At 28.9% G+C, this 16,816-nt stretch carries 15 protein-coding genes; 8 read left to right on the top strand and 7 right to left on the bottom strand.

Annotated features, from left to right (window positions below; all coding sequences use genetic code 11):
- Window positions 1–429: 429 nt before the first annotated feature.
- The 3 genes from rnr to tatA all read left to right on the top strand — a co-directional run bounded on the left by rnr (window position 430) and on the right by tatA (window position 3,648).
- Window positions 430–2,646, top strand: a complete 2,217-nt coding sequence (rnr, locus tag ACQ629_RS08260) for a ribonuclease R (RefSeq protein ID WP_483703988.1) — start codon at window positions 430–432, stop codon at window positions 2,644–2,646.
- Between the two features lie 92 nt (window positions 2,647–2,738).
- Window positions 2,739–3,416, top strand: coding sequence for a head GIN domain-containing protein (locus tag ACQ629_RS08255; protein ID WP_483703986.1), 678 nt, complete (start codon window positions 2,739–2,741; stop codon window positions 3,414–3,416).
- Window positions 3,417–3,450: 34 nt separating this feature from the next.
- The gene (gene tatA / locus ACQ629_RS08250; protein WP_483703984.1) at window positions 3,451–3,648 is read left to right on the top strand and encodes a twin-arginine translocase TatA/TatE family subunit; all 198 of its coding nucleotides are present in this window, start codon (window positions 3,451–3,453) and stop codon (window positions 3,646–3,648) included.
- 65 nt (window positions 3,649–3,713) lie between these two features.
- On the opposite strand, the gene ACQ629_RS08245 is transcribed toward tatA, so the two are convergent.
- Window positions 3,714–4,637: an SPFH domain-containing protein gene (locus ACQ629_RS08245; protein WP_483703982.1), complete on the bottom strand. Its 924-nt coding sequence runs from the start codon at window positions 4,635–4,637 to the stop codon at window positions 3,714–3,716.
- A 129-nt stretch (window positions 4,638–4,766) separates the two neighbouring features.
- Between ACQ629_RS08245 and ACQ629_RS08240 the strand changes: the two genes are divergently transcribed.
- The 3 genes from ACQ629_RS08240 (at window position 4,767) to ACQ629_RS08230 (ending at window position 5,829) form a co-directional block, all read left to right on the top strand.
- Window positions 4,767–5,165, top strand: a complete 399-nt coding sequence (locus ACQ629_RS08240; RefSeq protein WP_483703980.1) for a DoxX family protein — start codon at window positions 4,767–4,769, stop codon at window positions 5,163–5,165.
- 71 nt (window positions 5,166–5,236) lie between these two features.
- Window positions 5,237–5,413 carry a hypothetical protein gene (locus ACQ629_RS08235; protein WP_483703978.1) on the top strand — a complete coding sequence of 59 codons (177 nt, stop codon included), beginning with the start codon at window positions 5,237–5,239 and terminating at the stop codon, window positions 5,411–5,413.
- A gap of 161 nt (window positions 5,414–5,574) precedes the next feature.
- Window positions 5,575–5,829, top strand: coding sequence for an outer membrane beta-barrel protein (locus tag ACQ629_RS08230; protein ID WP_483707183.1), 255 nt, complete (start codon window positions 5,575–5,577; stop codon window positions 5,827–5,829).
- A gap of 145 nt (window positions 5,830–5,974) precedes the next feature.
- On the opposite strand, the gene ACQ629_RS08225 is transcribed toward ACQ629_RS08230, so the two are convergent.
- The 4 genes from ACQ629_RS08225 to ACQ629_RS08210 form a co-directional block, all read right to left on the bottom strand.
- The gene (locus tag ACQ629_RS08225; protein WP_483703976.1) at window positions 5,975–6,832 is read right to left on the bottom strand and encodes a class I SAM-dependent methyltransferase; all 858 of its coding nucleotides are present in this window, start codon (window positions 6,830–6,832) and stop codon (window positions 5,975–5,977) included.
- 118 nt (window positions 6,833–6,950) lie between these two features.
- The gene (mnmG, locus tag ACQ629_RS08220) at window positions 6,951–8,828 is read right to left on the bottom strand and encodes a tRNA uridine-5-carboxymethylaminomethyl(34) synthesis enzyme MnmG (RefSeq protein WP_483707180.1); all 1,878 of its coding nucleotides are present in this window, start codon (window positions 8,826–8,828) and stop codon (window positions 6,951–6,953) included.
- Between the two features lie 29 nt (window positions 8,829–8,857).
- Window positions 8,858–9,274 (bottom strand): rRNA maturation RNase YbeY, encoded by a 417-nt coding sequence (gene ybeY / locus ACQ629_RS08215; RefSeq protein WP_483703974.1) that lies wholly within the window; start codon window positions 9,272–9,274, stop codon window positions 8,858–8,860.
- Window positions 9,275–9,312: 38 nt separating this feature from the next.
- The gene (locus ACQ629_RS08210; RefSeq protein WP_483703972.1) at window positions 9,313–12,615 is read right to left on the bottom strand and encodes a DUF4175 family protein; all 3,303 of its coding nucleotides are present in this window, start codon (window positions 12,613–12,615) and stop codon (window positions 9,313–9,315) included.
- 125 nt (window positions 12,616–12,740) lie between these two features.
- On the opposite strand from ACQ629_RS08210, the gene ACQ629_RS08205 reads away from it, so the two are divergent.
- Both ACQ629_RS08205 and gltX read left to right on the top strand, forming a co-directional pair.
- The gene (locus tag ACQ629_RS08205; RefSeq protein WP_483703970.1) at window positions 12,741–13,547 is read left to right on the top strand and encodes a hypothetical protein; all 807 of its coding nucleotides are present in this window, start codon (window positions 12,741–12,743) and stop codon (window positions 13,545–13,547) included.
- 335 nt (window positions 13,548–13,882) lie between these two features.
- A complete protein-coding gene (gltX, locus tag ACQ629_RS08200) occupies window positions 13,883–15,427 on the top strand; it encodes a glutamate--tRNA ligase (RefSeq protein ID WP_483703968.1) in 1,545 nt (514 codons plus the stop codon).
- A gap of 60 nt (window positions 15,428–15,487) precedes the next feature.
- Here the strand turns inward: gltX and ACQ629_RS08195 are convergent, their stop codons facing one another.
- Entirely contained in the window at window positions 15,488–16,078 is a 591-nt protein-coding gene (locus ACQ629_RS08195; RefSeq protein ID WP_483703966.1) for a hypothetical protein, read from the bottom strand.
- Window positions 16,079–16,132: 54 nt separating this feature from the next.
- Window positions 16,133–16,567 (bottom strand): TerB family tellurite resistance protein, encoded by a 435-nt coding sequence (locus ACQ629_RS08190; RefSeq protein ID WP_483703964.1) that lies wholly within the window; start codon window positions 16,565–16,567, stop codon window positions 16,133–16,135.
- Between the last annotated feature and the right edge of the window lie 249 nt (window positions 16,568–16,816).

The raw sequence follows: 16,816 nt of genomic DNA, 5'->3' as shown, positions 1-16,816 counted from the left end.
TTAGTTAGTGTAGTATAAAGCTTAATACAATTGTTTTCTACACTTAAAGAAATTACATTAACTTTTATATTAGAAGTTTTTCCATATCTTTGCATCATAATTCCGTTTTATTACATTAAGTAATATATCATCTCCACAAACGGAAATAGTGTTTTTATAACCTAATTGAATAGCAGTGGGTACCAATTCAGTTTTGTTTATAGATTACACTTTAAAGCATAATAAAAATCGATATTTTTTTATTTAAGAATTGCTTAGTTTCTATACTACTTTCAGATAGTTATTTTCCTTCAAAATTAATTTGCAATTTTAAAACAAGAATTTATCACAAATAATTACACCGAGTATTAAATAGATTAGTAACACTTATTTAATAAGCAAAATTTAATTTATTTGTACTTTGGTCACAATAAAATAAGAAGAAGATTAATGACTAGAAAGAAAAAAGTATATAAGAAAAAAGGTAGAGTAATAAAAGACTTAACCAGAAATATATTTAAAATTTTAAACGAAGACAATTCAAAAACATATAACCATAAGCAAATATCTGCTAAAATGGGAATTTCAGATACTGATGGTAAAACGCAAGTCTTAAAAAAATTAGCAGAGCTTACCGGAAATCAAAAAATTAAAGAAATTGATAGAGGTAAATATAAAATTAATGAAGATCGTAAATATCATATTGGTACGTTAGATTTAACATCTAATGGAAATGGATATTTTATGTCGGATGATTTTGAGAACGATATATTTATTCCGTCAATAAATTTAGGAAAAGGACTACATCAAGATACCGTTAAGGCATACGTTTATCAAAAACGTAGATCTAATAAATACGAAGCTGAAGTAGTAGAAATTATTGAACGTAAAAAAACGGAGTTTGTTGGTGTTTTACAAATGAATAAAAACTTCGGATTTGTAATACCAGACAGTCAAAAAATGTCTGCAGATTTATTTATTGCTCAGAATAAAATAAACGGTGCAGAAGATGGCGATAAAGTGGTTGTACAAATGACGGATTGGCCAGAAAATTCTAAAAATCCTTTTGGAAAAATTACGCAAGTTTTAGGTAAACCTGGTGAACATGAAACTGAAATACACTCTATTTTATTAGAGTATGGTTTACCATACGAATTCGATGAAGCGGTAGAAAAAGAAGCAGAAAATTTACCAATAGAAATTACGGAAGCTGAAATTGCTAAACGTCGTGATATGCGTAAAGATTTAACCTTTACAATAGATCCGAAGGATGCAAAAGATTTTGATGATGCATTGTCATTTAAAAAATTAGAAAATGGTAATTACGAAATAGGAATTCACATTGCTGATGTTTCTCATTATTTACAACCAAAAACTATTTTAGATGATGAAGCGTATGATCGTGCAACATCAGTTTATTTGGTAGATAGAGTAGTACCAATGTTACCAGAAATGTTAAGTAACGGAGTTTGTTCTTTACGACCAAATGAAGAAAAATTAACGTTTTCGGCGGTTTTTGAGATGAACGAAAAAACACAAATTGTAAATCAATGGTTTGGTAGAACAGTTACTTATTCAGATCAACGTTTTGCATATGAAGAAGCACAATCAATTATAGAAAATTGTACACTTTCTGATACCGTTGAGCCGTATACAATGCCGCTTGATATATCAATTATTGATAAAGAGTACCAGGTTACTCCAGAAATTGTAGAAGCTACTTTAAAACTTGATGAATTAGCTAAAAAATTACGAAAAAAACGTATGAAAGCTGGCGCAATATCATTTGATAGAGTTGAAGTAAAGTTTGATTTAGATGAAAAAGCAAACCCAATAGGTGTTTTCTTTAAAGAATCTAAAGATGCTAATAAATTAATTGAAGAATTTATGTTATTAGCAAACCGAAAAGTAGCTGAATTCATTGGTTTTTCTAAAGGAAAAGAAACAAAAAATACATTTATTTACCGTACACACGATGAACCAAATATTGATAAATTAGCTTCTTTACAGAATATTATTAATAAATTTGGTTATAAAATTGATACAGAAACTAAAGAGAAAACATCGCAATCTTTAAATAAGTTATTAGCTGATGTTCAAGGAAAAGGAGAAGCTAATATGGTAGAAACTTTAGCAATCCGTTCTATGAGTAAAGCTGCTTATACTACTCAAAATATTGGGCATTATGGTTTAGCTTTCGATTATTACTCACATTTTACCTCACCAATTAGAAGGTATCCAGATGTAATGACACATCGTTTATTACAACATTATTTAGATGGTGGAACTTCTCCAAAATCTGATGAATATGAAGTAAAATGTAAACATTCTTCACAAATGGAAGAAATGGCTGCAAAAGCAGAACGATCTAGCATAAAATATATGCAGATCAAATACATGAAAGACCATCAAGATGAAGAATTTGAAGGTGTAATTTCTGGTGTTACCGAATGGGGAATATATGTAGAAATTACTGCTAACAAATGTGAAGGAATGGTTAGAATTAGAGATATAAAAGATGATTACTATATTTTTGATGAAAAGCAATATGCTATTGTAGGGCAATCTTCTAAAAATATAATTCAACTAGGAGATAAAGTTGTTGTTAAAGTTAAAAACACCGATTTAGAACGTAAACATTTAGATTTTTATTTAATATCACATTAAGTTTTTATTATTGTCACAATAAATTATAATATTTGTCTTTATAGTATTGGTATGATTATTGGCTATATTTAAATAACTAACGAAAATTTAAGATGAAAAAAATAGCATTTTTATGTTTGTTTCTGATGCCTTTTTTTGCATTAGCACAAACAACAATTACCAAGAAATTGGTTGAATTCTCCACTGTAAAAGTATATAATGGTATTAATTTAGAATTGGTTAAATCTGATGAGAATAAAATTATTATTACTGGAGAAAAAGCTGAAAAAGTAAGTATTAGAAATAAAAATAATACCTTAAAAGTTTCTTTAAGTTTCCCGGAAACAACGGCAGATGGTAAAGTAAAAATTACGCTTTATTATGTATCGTTGTTAGAAACTATTGATGCCAATGAAGGTGCTACCATTACAGGTAAAAAAATTCAGCAATCGAAAATTGAAATAAAAGCCCAAGAAGGCGCTTTTATTAATATGGTTGTAGATGTTAAGCATCTTAAGGTAAAAAGTGTCTCAGGTGCTGTTATTAAGCTTTCTGGTATAACAAAGAATCAAACTGTAGAAGCAAACTTAGGAGGAATTTACCATGGATACAAATTAATGGTAAGTGATTTAAATTATGTTCGTGCAGGATCGGGATCGAAAGTAGAAGTGCAAGCTGGCGAAACTTTAGATGCTAAAGTTTCTTTTGGTGGTTCTATTTTTTATAAAGGAACTCCGGAAGTTTTTAAAGATAAAAAAGTAATTGGTGGAGTAATTGAACAGAGAAGTTAATTTAGTATCTTTGTAAGATTAAAAATTAGAACAAATGATTTCACTTACTATATTTTTAGGAATGATAGGACCATGGCAAATAGCCATCGTAGTTGCTTTAGTATTATTAATGTTTGGTGGTAAAAAAATACCAGAATTAATGAGAGGTTTAGGAACAGGTATTAAAGAATTTAAATCTGCGACTAAAGAAGATGAAAGCGATGAAGAAAATAAAGTAGAAGATACGAAATAGTTAATAATTTCTTTACAATAAATATAAAAGCTCAATTTGTGTAAAACAAATTGAGCTTTTTTTATTTACTTAAGTTTTTTAGGCTTCGGATTTTTCATTGCTTCACCTATTTGGTTACTTGCTGTAAAGCTAGCTACCATATCGTTTAACATTTGGCTTCCTGCTTGAGGAGAATTTGGTAATAAAATTAAATTACTATTTGTTTGTTGCCCTATTGCTTGTAAAGTATCATAATGCTGAGTTACCACAATTAAAGCAGATGCTTCTTGGCTATTAATACCCACTTTATTCAATACCTCTACAGATTCTTCTAAACCACGTGCAATTTCTCTTCTTTGATCTGCAATTCCTTGTCCTTGTAAACGTTTACTCTCAGCTTCAGCTTTTGCTCTTTCTACAATTAAAATACGTTGTGCATCTCCTTCATATTGTGCAGCAGTTTTTTCTCTATCCGCAGCATTAATTCTATTCATAGCTTCTTTTACTTGCGCATCAGGATCAATATCTGTTACTAAGGTTTTAATAATATCATAACCATAGGTCATCATTGCTTCGTTTAATTCTGATTTTACGGCAATAGCAATATCATCTTTCTTTAAAAAAACATCATCTAATATCATTTTAGGAACCTCTGCACGAACAACATCAAATACATAAGAAGTAATCTGATCATGTGGATAATCTAATTTATAAAAAGCATCTTCTACTTTTTCTTTTATTACTTTATATTGAACAGAAACTTTTAGTTTAACAAATACATTATCTAATGTTTTTGTTTCAATAATAACATCTAATTGCTGAATTTTTAAACTTAATTTCCCTGAAATTCTATCTACCATTGGAATTTTTAAATGTAAACCAGATTGACGTATGCTGTGAAATCTTCCAAAACGTTCAATAATTGCGGCTGTTTGTTGTTTTACCGTAAAAAATGAAGCAAATAATAATATAAGACCAATAAATATAATTGGATAATAATAAATAGGCATAGTTTTTAATTTTTAAATAGTTAGTTTTTTGTTAAAGATACAATATTATCTACTTTATTTATTTGACGCTATTTTTATAAAACGTTACAATTTTTGTTTTTAAAGTTATATTTGCTAAAAACTAATTTTATGGAACTTATTCAACAAAATGCAACAGAAATTTTAATTCTACTTTTCTTAATAGTTACTTTCTTACAATCGGGTATTGATAAAGTTACTGATTGGAATGGTAACGTATCTTTTATTAAAGAGCATTTTAAAAATTCACCTTTTAAAAATATGGTACCACTATTATTAGTTATCATTTTGGTAATGGAATTAATTGCGGGTGCTTTTATGTTTATCGGAGTATTTAATTTAATAACTACTGGTGATACGGCCTTAGCTTCATTAGGAGTACAAATTTCGGCATTATCTTTAATTTTTCTTTTAATAGGACAACGTTTAGCAAAAGATTATGCTGGTGCAATGACATTAGCAATTTATTTTATAATTACTATCGCTGGTATGTATTTATTAAATAGCTAAAAAAATCTATGAGTTAATGTTTATTTTTTTAAAGCTAATGCTTTGTTTATAGTTGCTATAAATTACTTACTATGAAAATTAAATTAGCATTACTAGCTTTAATTATAACAGTCACAACTCAAGCCCAAAAATTTGGAATTAAAGTCGGTTTAAATTTATCTAACCTTACAAATTTTGATAAATCATTTGAAGATGAAGTAGAATCAGAAAGTATTAGAACTTCATTTCATATCGGTTTTTTAAAATGAATTTAAAGTTACAGATTGTTTTAGTATTCAGCCAGAAATTTTATATTCTTCACAAGGTGTAAATAATGAAGCTAATGGTATTGATGGTTAAGTGCAGTTAGATTATATTAATATACCTGTTATGTTAAAGTTTTATTTAGCTGATTCATTTTATTTAGAAGCTGGTCCACAAATTAGGTTTTTTAGTAAATGACGAAATAGAAGTAGGTGCTATAAATTTTTCTGATAATGAAGATCTTTTTAATAAATTAGATTATTCTTTAGATTTTGGTTTAGGGTTTAAAATATCAGAAAACGTTTTTTTAAACGCAAGATATGGTTTCGGACTTAACGGAGTTTTTGATAGTTCAGAAAATAATGTTAACAATCCTAAAAATAGTGTATTTGCTGCTTCAATAGTATTCGGACTACAATAAATTTTAATTATTATATTTAATTTTAATATAATTTTTACTTATAAAAAACCTCTTAAAATGACTACTTTAAGAGGTTTTTTATATTAAGTAATGTAATCGTATATTGTGTAGTTAAAAACGGATTTAAATGGTATTAAAAATCGTTTTAACTGTTTTTTATGATGTAAATCAAGGAAGAATACTCTCCATTTCCTTTTGCTTTTAAATTTGATCTTAAACCATTAAGAAAAGCATGAATTGGTCTGGATTTTTTTGATTTGTATTTTTCTGATAAAAGCGAAACATAAAAAGCATCAAACTTCATCGGTAGTATTTTTTCTACGTTCATTTCAATATCAGAAAATAATTTTTTTATAGACGTTTTAGAAAAATGCCATAAATGTCTCGGAACATCATAAGCTGCCCAAAATTCTTTATAACGGTTGGCATCATAACTTTTAAAATTAGGAACTGCAATTATTAAAACACCATTTGGTTTTAGTAATTTTTTTAATTGATGCGTATATTCTATTAAATTTGGTACATGTTCTAAAACATGCCAAAGTGAAATTACATCAAATTGTTTTCCTTCATATTCAGAAATATCATTTTTAAGTTTAATGTTTTTTTGTTCTGCAAACTTTCTTGCTTTTTCAGAAGGTTCTATTCCATTAACTTGCCAATTATTATTATTACAAACTTTTAAAAAATCACCTGTCCCCGCACCTACATCTAAAATTGTTTTATCTTTTGTATTAAAAGAATTTATTAATTTGAGTTTCTGATTTAAGGTATGGTTTTTTACTAATTGATATACGCTGTCAAAAATTGTTTTCTTACTATCGGTATGAGAAATGTATGAATCGCTTGCATAATAACTTTCTAAATTCACCGGTACAGGTGAAGTAACAAGCATATCATATTCCTTATTATACATTACTTCGTAACTCTCATCAGAAACAGTATAATCTATACAGTTTAATAACGGAGTTAAATTTTTATAAAGTGCTTTTTCAATATCCAATTTCTTTCTTTTTTATGATGTTCCATGTGGAACATGTTGTAATCATATTGCAATATTACGTAAAAAAGAAAAACGTTCCACATGGAACGTTTTTCTTTTTACTATTAAGTTAATCTTATTATCTACCCATATAAACTAAAAGTATAGAAATATCACTTGGTGATACTCCACTTATTCTACTTGCTTGTGATATAGATGAAGGCTGTATTTTATTCAACTTCTCTTTTGCTTCAATAGATAATGAATGCACTTTACTATAATCGAAATTAGATGGAATGACTACATTTTCTAATCTATTTAGTTTGTCAGCATTACTTTTTTCTTTATCAATATATCCTGAATATTTCAAATGAATTTCTGTTTGCTCTATAACATCGTCTTTCATTTTATTATCACATATATAATTGTATAATTTTTCAATACTATAAAAATCTTTTAAGTTTAATTGAGGACGTGTTGCTATCTTTATTAATTTCATTGTTTGATTAACAACCGACAATCCTTTAGCTTCTAAAATCGGATTTATATCTTCTTTCTTTACACTTAAGTTTGTAATAAAGTGAATTAATTTATCAGTCTTCTCTTTCTTTTCTAGTACTCTTTCTAATCTTTCATCAGAAGCTAATCCTAATTTATGACCAATTGGAGTTAATCTTAAATCGGCATTATCTTGTCTTAATAATGTTCTGTATTCAGCACGAGAAGTAAACATTCTATATGGTTCTTCTGTTCCTTTGGTAATTAAGTCATCAATTAAAACACCAATATAAGCTTCACTTCTTTTTAGAATAAAAGGTTCTTTATTCTGAGTTTTTAATGCAGCATTTACTCCAGCCATTAAACCTTGTGCAGCTGCTTCTTCATAACCTGTTGTTCCGTTTATTTGACCTGCGAAGAATAAATTCTCGATTAACTTAGTTTCTAAACTATGTTTTAATTGTGTTGGCTGAAAGAAATCATATTCAATTGCATATCCAAAACGTAAGAATTTTACATTTTTAAATCCTGGAATATGACGAATTGCTTCGTCTTGTATATCTTCAGGCATAGAAGTTGAGAATCCGTTTACATAAATTTCAACAGTATTCCATCCTTCTGGTTCAACAAAAACTTGATGACGATCTTTATCTGCAAAACGATCAATCTTATCTTCTACTGAAGGACAATATCGTGGTCCAGTAGATTTAATTCTACCATTAAACATTGGCGAACGATCAAAACCTGCACGAAGAACATCGTGTACTTTAGTATTTGTATGTGTTAAATAACAAGAGCGTTGTTCTACAAGTTTTTCGGTAATTGGTAAATAAGAAAACTTCTCTGGATTTTCATCACCAGGTTGTTCTTCCATTTTAGAAAAATCTAAAGATCGAGCATCAACTCTTGGTGGGGTTCCTGTTTTCATTCTCCCAGATTCAAATCCTTTAGCAACTAAATCTTCTGTTATTCCTGTAGAAGCTCCTTCACCTGCTCTACCACCACCAAATGTTTTTTCACCAATATGAATCAATCCATTTAAAAAAGTACCAGCAGTAATAATAACAGTCTTTGCTTTTATTTCTAATCCTAAAGCTGTTTTTACGCCAACAATTTTGTTGTCATCAAAAATTAATCCGTTAACAGAGTCTTGATAAAAATCTAAATTATCAGTTTTCTCTAACATATTTCTCCAACACTCTGCAAATTGCATTCTGTCTGATTGTGCTCTCGGACTCCACATTGCAGGTCCTTTCGATTTATTAAGCATCTTAAACTGAATAGCAGTCTTGTCGGTTACAATAGCACTGTAACCACCTAAAGCATCAATTTCGCGAACTATTTGTCCTTTAGCAATACCACCCATTGCCGGATTACAACTCATTTGAGCTATATTCTGAAGATTCATTGTTATTAATAATGTATGTGCACCCATGTTGGCACTTGCTGCTGCTGCTTCACTACCAGCGTGTCCACCACCTACTACAATTACATCGTATGTTGTATTAAATAAACTCATTTTTATATGCTGTTCCACGTGGAACGATTTTAGTTTTCGTTTAAAGTTTTTAAAGAATCGTTTTCTTTAGTACGCATTATTTGTTTTTCAGCCTCGGTTTTATCCTTATATTTCATGTAATGTAAAACACCATGTATAATAACTCGATGCAATTCATTTTCAAATAAAACATTAAACTCTTTTGCATTTTCTTTTACTCGTTCGATAGAAATAAAGATGTCTCCTCCTACTAACTTACCTAATGTATAATCGAAACTAATGATGTCGGTTAAAGTATCGTGTTGTAAAAACTCAACATTCATTTTATGTAAATAGGTGTCATCACAAAACACATAGTTGATTTCTCCTAATTCAAATTCTTCTTTGTCTATACAGTTCTGAATCCACTTAGAAGTTTTTTCTTCATTTTCTAATTTAAATTCGGTTTCGTAATTAAATACAATCATTCTTTAATTTATGTTGTAATAAAAATAATTTAAATCTATTACTTGTTGTTTTTAGAAAGGTTAAAATACTCTTGAACCTTCTTTTTATAATCAGGGCGCAAAGGTAATGATTGTCTGTTTAATATCTCTGTTTGGTTATAGAACAACTTCTTAAACTTTAATTCCTTAGCCCTTTCTTTATTATACTCTTGCAAATTGGTATTTGATTTACGTTTTTTATCACGATTTTGTTCGAATGTAGCCTTCTCTAATTTTAGTAATTCATAGTTTAATTGCTGCATTCTGTTAATGCTTTGTTGCGTAAAACCTTTTTCTAAAATATCATTTTCTAACTGCTCCATTTCCTTAAGAGCTTTTTTAGCTTTACCGTTACCACTTTTACCTTGACCAATGGCATCTTCTAATTGCTGTCTTAATTCCGATTGTTGTTTATATATTTCATATAACTCACCATTTAAACCTTCTCCTTGTTCTCCGCTCTCACCTTCTTTTTTTCCTTTTCCCCCACCTTTTTTTCCGTCTTTTCCATCTTTAGGTTTTCCACCTTCTTTCTTCTGCATACCCTCTTGCATCTTCTTCATTAAGTCACTTTGCTTTTTGATAATATCTGGCAAACTAAAGGATTTCCCTTTTCCCTTACCTTTTCCACTACCAGGCTTTGGGTTTTTCATAGCATCTAGCGTATTACTTAACATATCAGCTAGAGTGTTTGCTGACGTCATTATATAACGTTGATTTGTTATTCCGTTTTGAAATTTATTATCGGCAAAGTTTTCTAAAGATTCACTTAAATTGTAATGTGCTAATGAAAGTTGATCTTGTATTTTAGATGATATTTTAGGATTTTTCATTGATAAAACAAATAAGCTATCGTCTATATGTTCAAAATAACTTTTTAGTAAATATTGCTTTTGTAGGTTTTTTCCAAAGTTTGGATGTGAAGAACTTGTAGATGAGAATACATTCATTAACGCTTCTTGATCAAAAGAAAATGTAATTAAGTTTTCTAGTACCTGACGTAAACCTTCCATGTTTTTTTCTTCCATATCCGCACTCATTTCTTGCATCGAGTCTTGCATTTTCTGACTCATCTCTTGCATTTTGTTCGCTGCTTTTTTCTGATTTTCTTTTGATTCAGATTGTTTTTTTTGTTCTAAATTTTCATCAGCTTTATTAAGTTCTTTTTGAGCTTCATCAGATAATTTTTCCATAGAAGGTATTTCCATTGGAGATTTTAATTTTTCATTATCTTTTTTTAACTCACTAAGTTCTTTTTTTGCTTCCTTAAATTCTTTATTTATTACCTTTTGTTCTTCTTTTGTAGCCTCCTTTTTAGATAATTCATCTTGTTTTTTTGACAACTCCTTTAAATTATCCGCTATTTTTTGCATTTTCTGCTCAACATAAAAACGCTTAGTCATTTCTAATATACGTTCTAAACTTCGCTCTTGTTGTTTGTTTTGCTCAGCTAATTCTTTTGTCTTTTTTATTAAGTCCTCCCTGTTAAGTTTTTCAGCTAATTTTTTTAGTTCATCTAATATTTTTTGTTGCTTATCTAACTTTTTAAGTTCTTCTATTCGCTTTTTTAATTCTTCTTTTTTCTCTTGTAAGCTTTCGCTTTTCTCTTTCTTTTCAGTAAAATTGTTTTGCAAATTTTCAGTCTGACGTTGCATCATTTGCTTATACTGGTCTTGTCTTTTTATTAAATTCTTAATTTTTTTCTGATCATTCCAATTAACATTCTTCTTGTTTTGTAATTCAAACTGAATTTTTTCCAATTCTTTTTTACTTCTCTCTTGCTTATTTAACGAGTTTTCTAAGTTATCGATGTAGTTACGCTGTTCTTGTAAAAGCTCCTTCTCCATCTCGTTGGTTGTTTTCTGTCGATAAGAAAATTTTTGACTCTTCGTTTTTTTATTTCCATTTACAGCATCGTTATCAAATACTTGAAAATATAGTTCATAATCAACGCCTTTTTTAAGATCTATATCACCAGGAAACTCATAGAAAAAAGTTTGAATATTGTTTTTATTTATTTCAATCTTCTTTAAATTGAATGCCTCATTATTATTTTTATCATAGTAAATCAGCTCTAATTTTTTAATTCCATAATCATCAGAAATCTGACCAACAAATTGAGCATTACCTCTAGAAATACTATCAATATTAGAATTTACATTAATTAAAGGCTGCTCATCATTAATAACGGCTATAGAAAACTGTAGCTGTTCGAAGTCTTTCAAATTACTATTAGTAGTAGTTATTTGATAGTTAATATTTTTTTTAATTTGTTTACTAAATTGAAACTCGTTAAATTTATTTTTAATAAAATTAAAACGTTTATCATTTAATAGTAAATTAACAGTATCTGTTTCAGTGGTTTTAACAAGCCATTCTACAATTGTTCCTTGTGGAACATTTAAGTTTCCAGTATTATTTATAGTCTCATTTTTCTTTTTAGTATAGTTAGGATATTTCAAATTCAATGAAATATTTTGGATAGAAGGTGTTTTTATAACAGCTAAATTAAAGGATATAGATTCTATGCCGTTTGCACTAGCGTAAAAATTAATAGGCTCTTGTACTTCAATAAATGAATATGAAAACAAACCATTACCTTCGTTTTTTAAAAAATATTGTTGCTTATTAAAATGAATTTTTGCACTCTCAGGAATAATTTCTCCCGTTGTTTGAATATAAACCGTAATATCTTTTCCTTTAATAACGGTTAAATCTGTAGATGTTAAATTGAAATAAAAAGGTGCAGGAGCTTTATAAGCAACAGAATGATTTACTACACGATTAAAACTTGCAGATAGTTTGTGAGTCGTTCCGGTTATAAATGATAATGCCCAAATAAAAACGGGAATCAACGCATATTTTAAATATTTAATATTGCTGTTAAAATTAACTGCTTTGTTAAATAATATCGGCTGAATTTCATTCGATTTTTGTTCTATACTAGCTAATAATAAATCAGATTGATTATTATTTTCCTTTAGTTGTAATACATTTAAAAGCTTATCCTTTACCTCTGGAAAATGATTTCCAATAATTTTAGAAGACTCTTCAAAAGAAATCCCTCTTTGTAAGCCTATAATTTTAAAAATAGGAAAACAAATAAACCTGAAAAATAAAAGCATTTCAACAACCACAAACAACCAAAACAATAAAGTTCGGGCAGTAGGCTTAAGCCATAAAAAATATTCTATAAATAAGGTAAAAAACAAGTATAAGACACCTAATGAAATAAATAAAATAACACCTTTTATCAATTCATTTGTGTAGTATTTTTTACTAAACAGTTGTAACTTTTTTTCTACTTTGCTAAAATTCTCCATATCAGTTTATAAAAATACTATATTTAAAAGTAAATTTTAGTTAAAGGTTTCTGTAAGATTTATTTATTTTTAGCTACTAAACAGTTAAAATTCCATTTTTAACTTTATTAATAACTATTTTTCAGATGAATAAACTAGCTACTTTATTACTATTATTTATTTCTTTTAATCTTTTTTCTCAAAGCCCGTGGACAAAAAAGAAGAACCAAACTTATGTGCAATTATCATACACAACGATTTCTAATTATGATAAACTTTTTGGAGACCCAGAAATAAACTTAGGTAAGAAAGTGTCAGATAACACACTGCAATTATATACTGAATACGGTATTTCAGATAATACAACTTTACTTTTAAACGTCCCGTTTAAGTTAACATCTTCAAATGCAACTTCATCAACAAGTAATAATTCATTAGGGAACGTTCAATTTGGAATAAAACATAACTTCAATAACAAAAAATGGTTGTTAACAGGACAATTAAATGTTGAAGCTAATACCGGTAATTATGATACGTTAAGTGGTTTACGAACAGGTTATGATGCATGGAGTTTTACACCATTATTTATTGCAGGTAGAGGTTTTGATAATTGGTACATACAAGCCTTTACAGGTTTTGATATTCGTACAAACGATTATAGTAGTAATTATAAATTAGGTGGAGAGATTGGTTACAAAACATTAGATTGGCTTTGGGTTGCCGGTTTTTTAGATGGTGTTGCATCGTTAGATAATGGAAATATAGCATTGCCATCAGAAAATTTAAATACAGGTTTGTATGTTAATAATCAAAGTTATGCTGGCTTCGGATTAAAATTGATAGGAGAAATTAATAATAGTTTTGGAGCAAACATTGCTTTTGGTGGAGCTTTTGCTGGTAGAAATGTTGCGCAAGCACCAGCAATTAGTTTCGGGGTGTATCATAAATTCTAATAACGCCAAATTTTACGGTTTTACCGTACTTATTTTACGGTAAAATAATGGTTAAAGAGTTTTACATAATATATATTTAGAATTATTAATCTAATAAAATATTATATCATGTTAAAAAACATTTCAAACTTAGGTACTAAACTAAGTAAGACGGCACAAAAAACTATCAATGGAGGTTGGAGAAACATTAGATGCTACACCGCTAAAGATTGTCCACCTTGGGATTCTTTTTGTTTGAACGGTTATTGCCAATATAAATAATAAGAAAGCGAGCTAATGCTCGCTTTTTTTATGCTCATATTAAAACTATCTTTGCGTTTTCAAATTAATAAAAAATGACTGACAACGTAAGAGTACGCTTTGCTCCTAGCCCTACAGGACCTTTACATATTGGTGGTGTAAGAACTGCTTTATTCAATTACTTATTTGCGAAAAAATATAACGGAACTTTTGTGTTGCGTATCGAAGATACCGATCAAACGCGCTATGTTAAAAATGCAGAACAATATATAATTGATGCTTTAGATTGGTGTAATATTCCTTTTGATGAAGGACCAGGAAATAATGAAAAATTCGGACCATACCGTCAGTCAGAGCGTAAAGAATTGTACAAAAAATATGCGATTGAATTGATTGACAAAGGATGGGCTTACTATGCTTTTGATACAGCAGAAGCATTAGACGCTCAAAGAAAAAGCGATGAAGAAAACGGCAAAACGTTTATTTATAATTGGCGCAATCGTGCTATGTTAGATAATTCATTGAATCTTTCTGATGAAGAAATTAAAAATAAATTAGAAGCAGGTACAAAATATGTTGTTCGTTTTAAAACTCCGCAAGATGAAACCTTGTTACTACAAGATGAGATCCGTGGAACGATTAAGATAGATACAAATACGTTAGACGATAAAGTATTGTTTAAGTCAGACGGAATGCCAACTTATCATTTAGCAAATATTGTTGATGATCATTTAATGGAAATTAGTCATGTTATTCGTGGTGAAGAATGGCTACCTTCTCTTCCACTACACACGTTGTTATATCGCGCATTCGATTGGAACGCTCCGAAATTTGCACATCTACCATTAATTTTAAAACCAGTAGGTAAAGGGAAATTAAGTAAACGTGATGGTGATAAATTAGGTTTTCCTGTATTTCCTTTAGAATATACAAATGAGCAAACAGGTGATGTTTCTCGTGGTTATAAAGAAGATGGTTATTTTAATGATGCATTTATAAATATGCTAGCTTTATTAGGATGGAATCCTGGTACGGAACAAGAAATATTCTCTTTAGAAGGGTTGGTTGAAGCCTTCGATTTAAGTAGAGTTAGTAAATCGGGAGCTAAGTTTAGTCCTGATAAAACAAACTGGTTTAATCAGCAATATTTACAACAAAAATCAAATAAAGAATTAACAGAATTATATACCGTTATTCTTAAAGAGAAAGATATTAGCGTTATTGCGAATGAAACGAAGCAATCTTTTAACCAAGTATATGTAACAAAAGTAGTTTCATTAATAAAAGAACGCGCTACGTTTGTTGCTGATTTTTGGGATTTATCAAGTTTTTTCTTTGTGCACCCTACAGAATACGATGAAAAAGCAGCTAAAAAGCAATGGAAAGAAACTACTGGTGCGTTAATGGAAGAATTAACCACAGTAATTGCTAAGATTGAAGATTTCACGATAGAAAACGCTCAAACTGATATTAAAGGTTGGATTACAGCTAAAGAAATTGGTTTTGGTAAAGTAATGCAACCATTACGTTTAAGCCTTGTAGGTAAATTAGCAGGGCCCGATTTGTTTGATATTATGACAATGATTGGTAAAGAAAATACACTACAACGAATTAATAACGCAATAGCGAAATTATCATAAAAACAAAATCCCGCTTTATATAAAGCGGGATTTTTGTTTTTATGTAATAAATATTATTTTTTAAAATTGATTGTAGTAACAAGAAGAAGAGTTTCCTCCACGATTACCACCTCCACTACTATTCCAATCTAATTTAAAAACTAAGCCTAAAGTTCCTTGTATATGTGAACGCATACTCTCATAACTTTCAAGAGAATGTTTATAATATACCTGAGGGTTTATTCCTACTTTATCCGTCAACCAATAAATACTTCCGGCACCTAAATTAACAGTTGGAGTCATTTTTCGTTCAGAATCAACAATACTACCTCCTACAAATATATATGGGCTAAATTTATCTAGTAACGCATTAAAGTTATAACGTAACGAACCATCCATAGAGAAATAGTTAACAGAGTTACTAATAATACCAATATCATTAATTGTATTAAATGACATAGCTCCATCAATAGATAAACGCTCTCCAATTGGCATTGTTATACTAATAACAGGTACTTGAAATAGGTATTGATCACCAATATAAGCAGCATCACTTTCGCTAAATTTTGTAACTCCCATTCCAATTCCTATTTGCCAAGAATCATTTAAATTTTGAGAAAATAAATTTATTGAGCAAAAAAGGATAGTAATTAGTAAAATTTGATCTTTCATACGTGGGAGATTTTATAATAATAACTTGATTGAACGCAATTTAGTATAAATGTTTTAAATAGCATTTACTTTTTTAATTGCAAGAGTAAAGGCATCTAAATCATTATTGTTCATTACTAAGTGAATTGCTTCATCGCAAACTTTTTCTACATTATCTGTTGGAAACTGTAAGGCAACGGCAGTTTTTTGCATTAAAGTAATTTGTTCTTTATCTACATGCTCATCAGCAAAAACCATTTTTGTTAAACGATATAAACGTTCAATACGCTCATCGTAACTTGCTGGTGGATTTACAGGAAACTTTTCTGGGTTTTTTAAAATATTAGCATATTCAGTTTCATCAATATGTAATCTTTTTGCAGCCCTGTCTAATAATTTTTGTTCTCCTTCGGCAATAATACCATCTGACTTAGCAATTTTTACAACGCTAGCAAAGTGCCCAATTTCTTGTTTGTGTTTTCCACTCGAATATAAATCTGATATCGACATTATTTATGTTTTAATAATTAAAATTATTTTTTATTCTTTAGAGGCAAAGATGAAAAAAAAGTCACGATAAACCTTTTACGAAAGTTAACAAATATAGAATAAAATTTACTATTATTTTTTCTTATAGTTTTTGAATTTATGATAATTAATTACAATTACAATTTGAATTAAATAATAGACTTTAAAGTACTTTAAAAAACGAACCCATGATTAGCTTATTTATTATAATTAAATCCATTAAAACATAGT

This window comes from Tenacibaculum sp. SM2510 (genome assembly GCF_057002845.1).
This window is presented reverse-complemented; position numbering and strand designations above follow the sequence as displayed.

Coding starts and splice junctions, on each gene's coding strand:
- ACQ629_RS08255 (WP_483703986.1), top strand. CDS start 2,739: ATGAAAAAAATAGCATTTTTATGTTTGTTTCTGATGCCTTTTTTTGCA.
- ACQ629_RS08235 (WP_483703978.1), top strand. CDS start 5,237: ATGAAAATTAAATTAGCATTACTAGCTTTAATTATAACAGTCACAACT.
- ACQ629_RS08195 (WP_483703966.1), bottom strand. CDS start 16,078: ATGAAAGATCAAATTTTACTAATTACTATCCTTTTTTGCTCAATAAAT.
- rnr (WP_483703988.1), top strand. CDS start 430: ATGACTAGAAAGAAAAAAGTATATAAGAAAAAAGGTAGAGTAATAAAA.
- ACQ629_RS08205 (WP_483703970.1), top strand. CDS start 12,741: ATGAATAAACTAGCTACTTTATTACTATTATTTATTTCTTTTAATCTT.
- ybeY (WP_483703974.1), bottom strand. CDS start 9,274: ATGATTGTATTTAATTACGAAACCGAATTTAAATTAGAAAATGAAGAA.
- tatA (WP_483703984.1), top strand. CDS start 3,451: ATGATTTCACTTACTATATTTTTAGGAATGATAGGACCATGGCAAATA.
- ACQ629_RS08245 (WP_483703982.1), bottom strand. CDS start 4,637: ATGCCTATTTATTATTATCCAATTATATTTATTGGTCTTATATTATTA.
- mnmG (WP_483707180.1), bottom strand. CDS start 8,828: ATGAGTTTATTTAATACAACATACGATGTAATTGTAGTAGGTGGTGGA.
- gltX (WP_483703968.1), top strand. CDS start 13,883: ATGACTGACAACGTAAGAGTACGCTTTGCTCCTAGCCCTACAGGACCT.
- ACQ629_RS08190 (WP_483703964.1), bottom strand. CDS start 16,567: ATGTCGATATCAGATTTATATTCGAGTGGAAAACACAAACAAGAAATT.
- ACQ629_RS08240 (WP_483703980.1), top strand. CDS start 4,767: ATGGAACTTATTCAACAAAATGCAACAGAAATTTTAATTCTACTTTTC.
- ACQ629_RS08210 (WP_483703972.1), bottom strand. CDS start 12,615: ATGGAGAATTTTAGCAAAGTAGAAAAAAAGTTACAACTGTTTAGTAAA.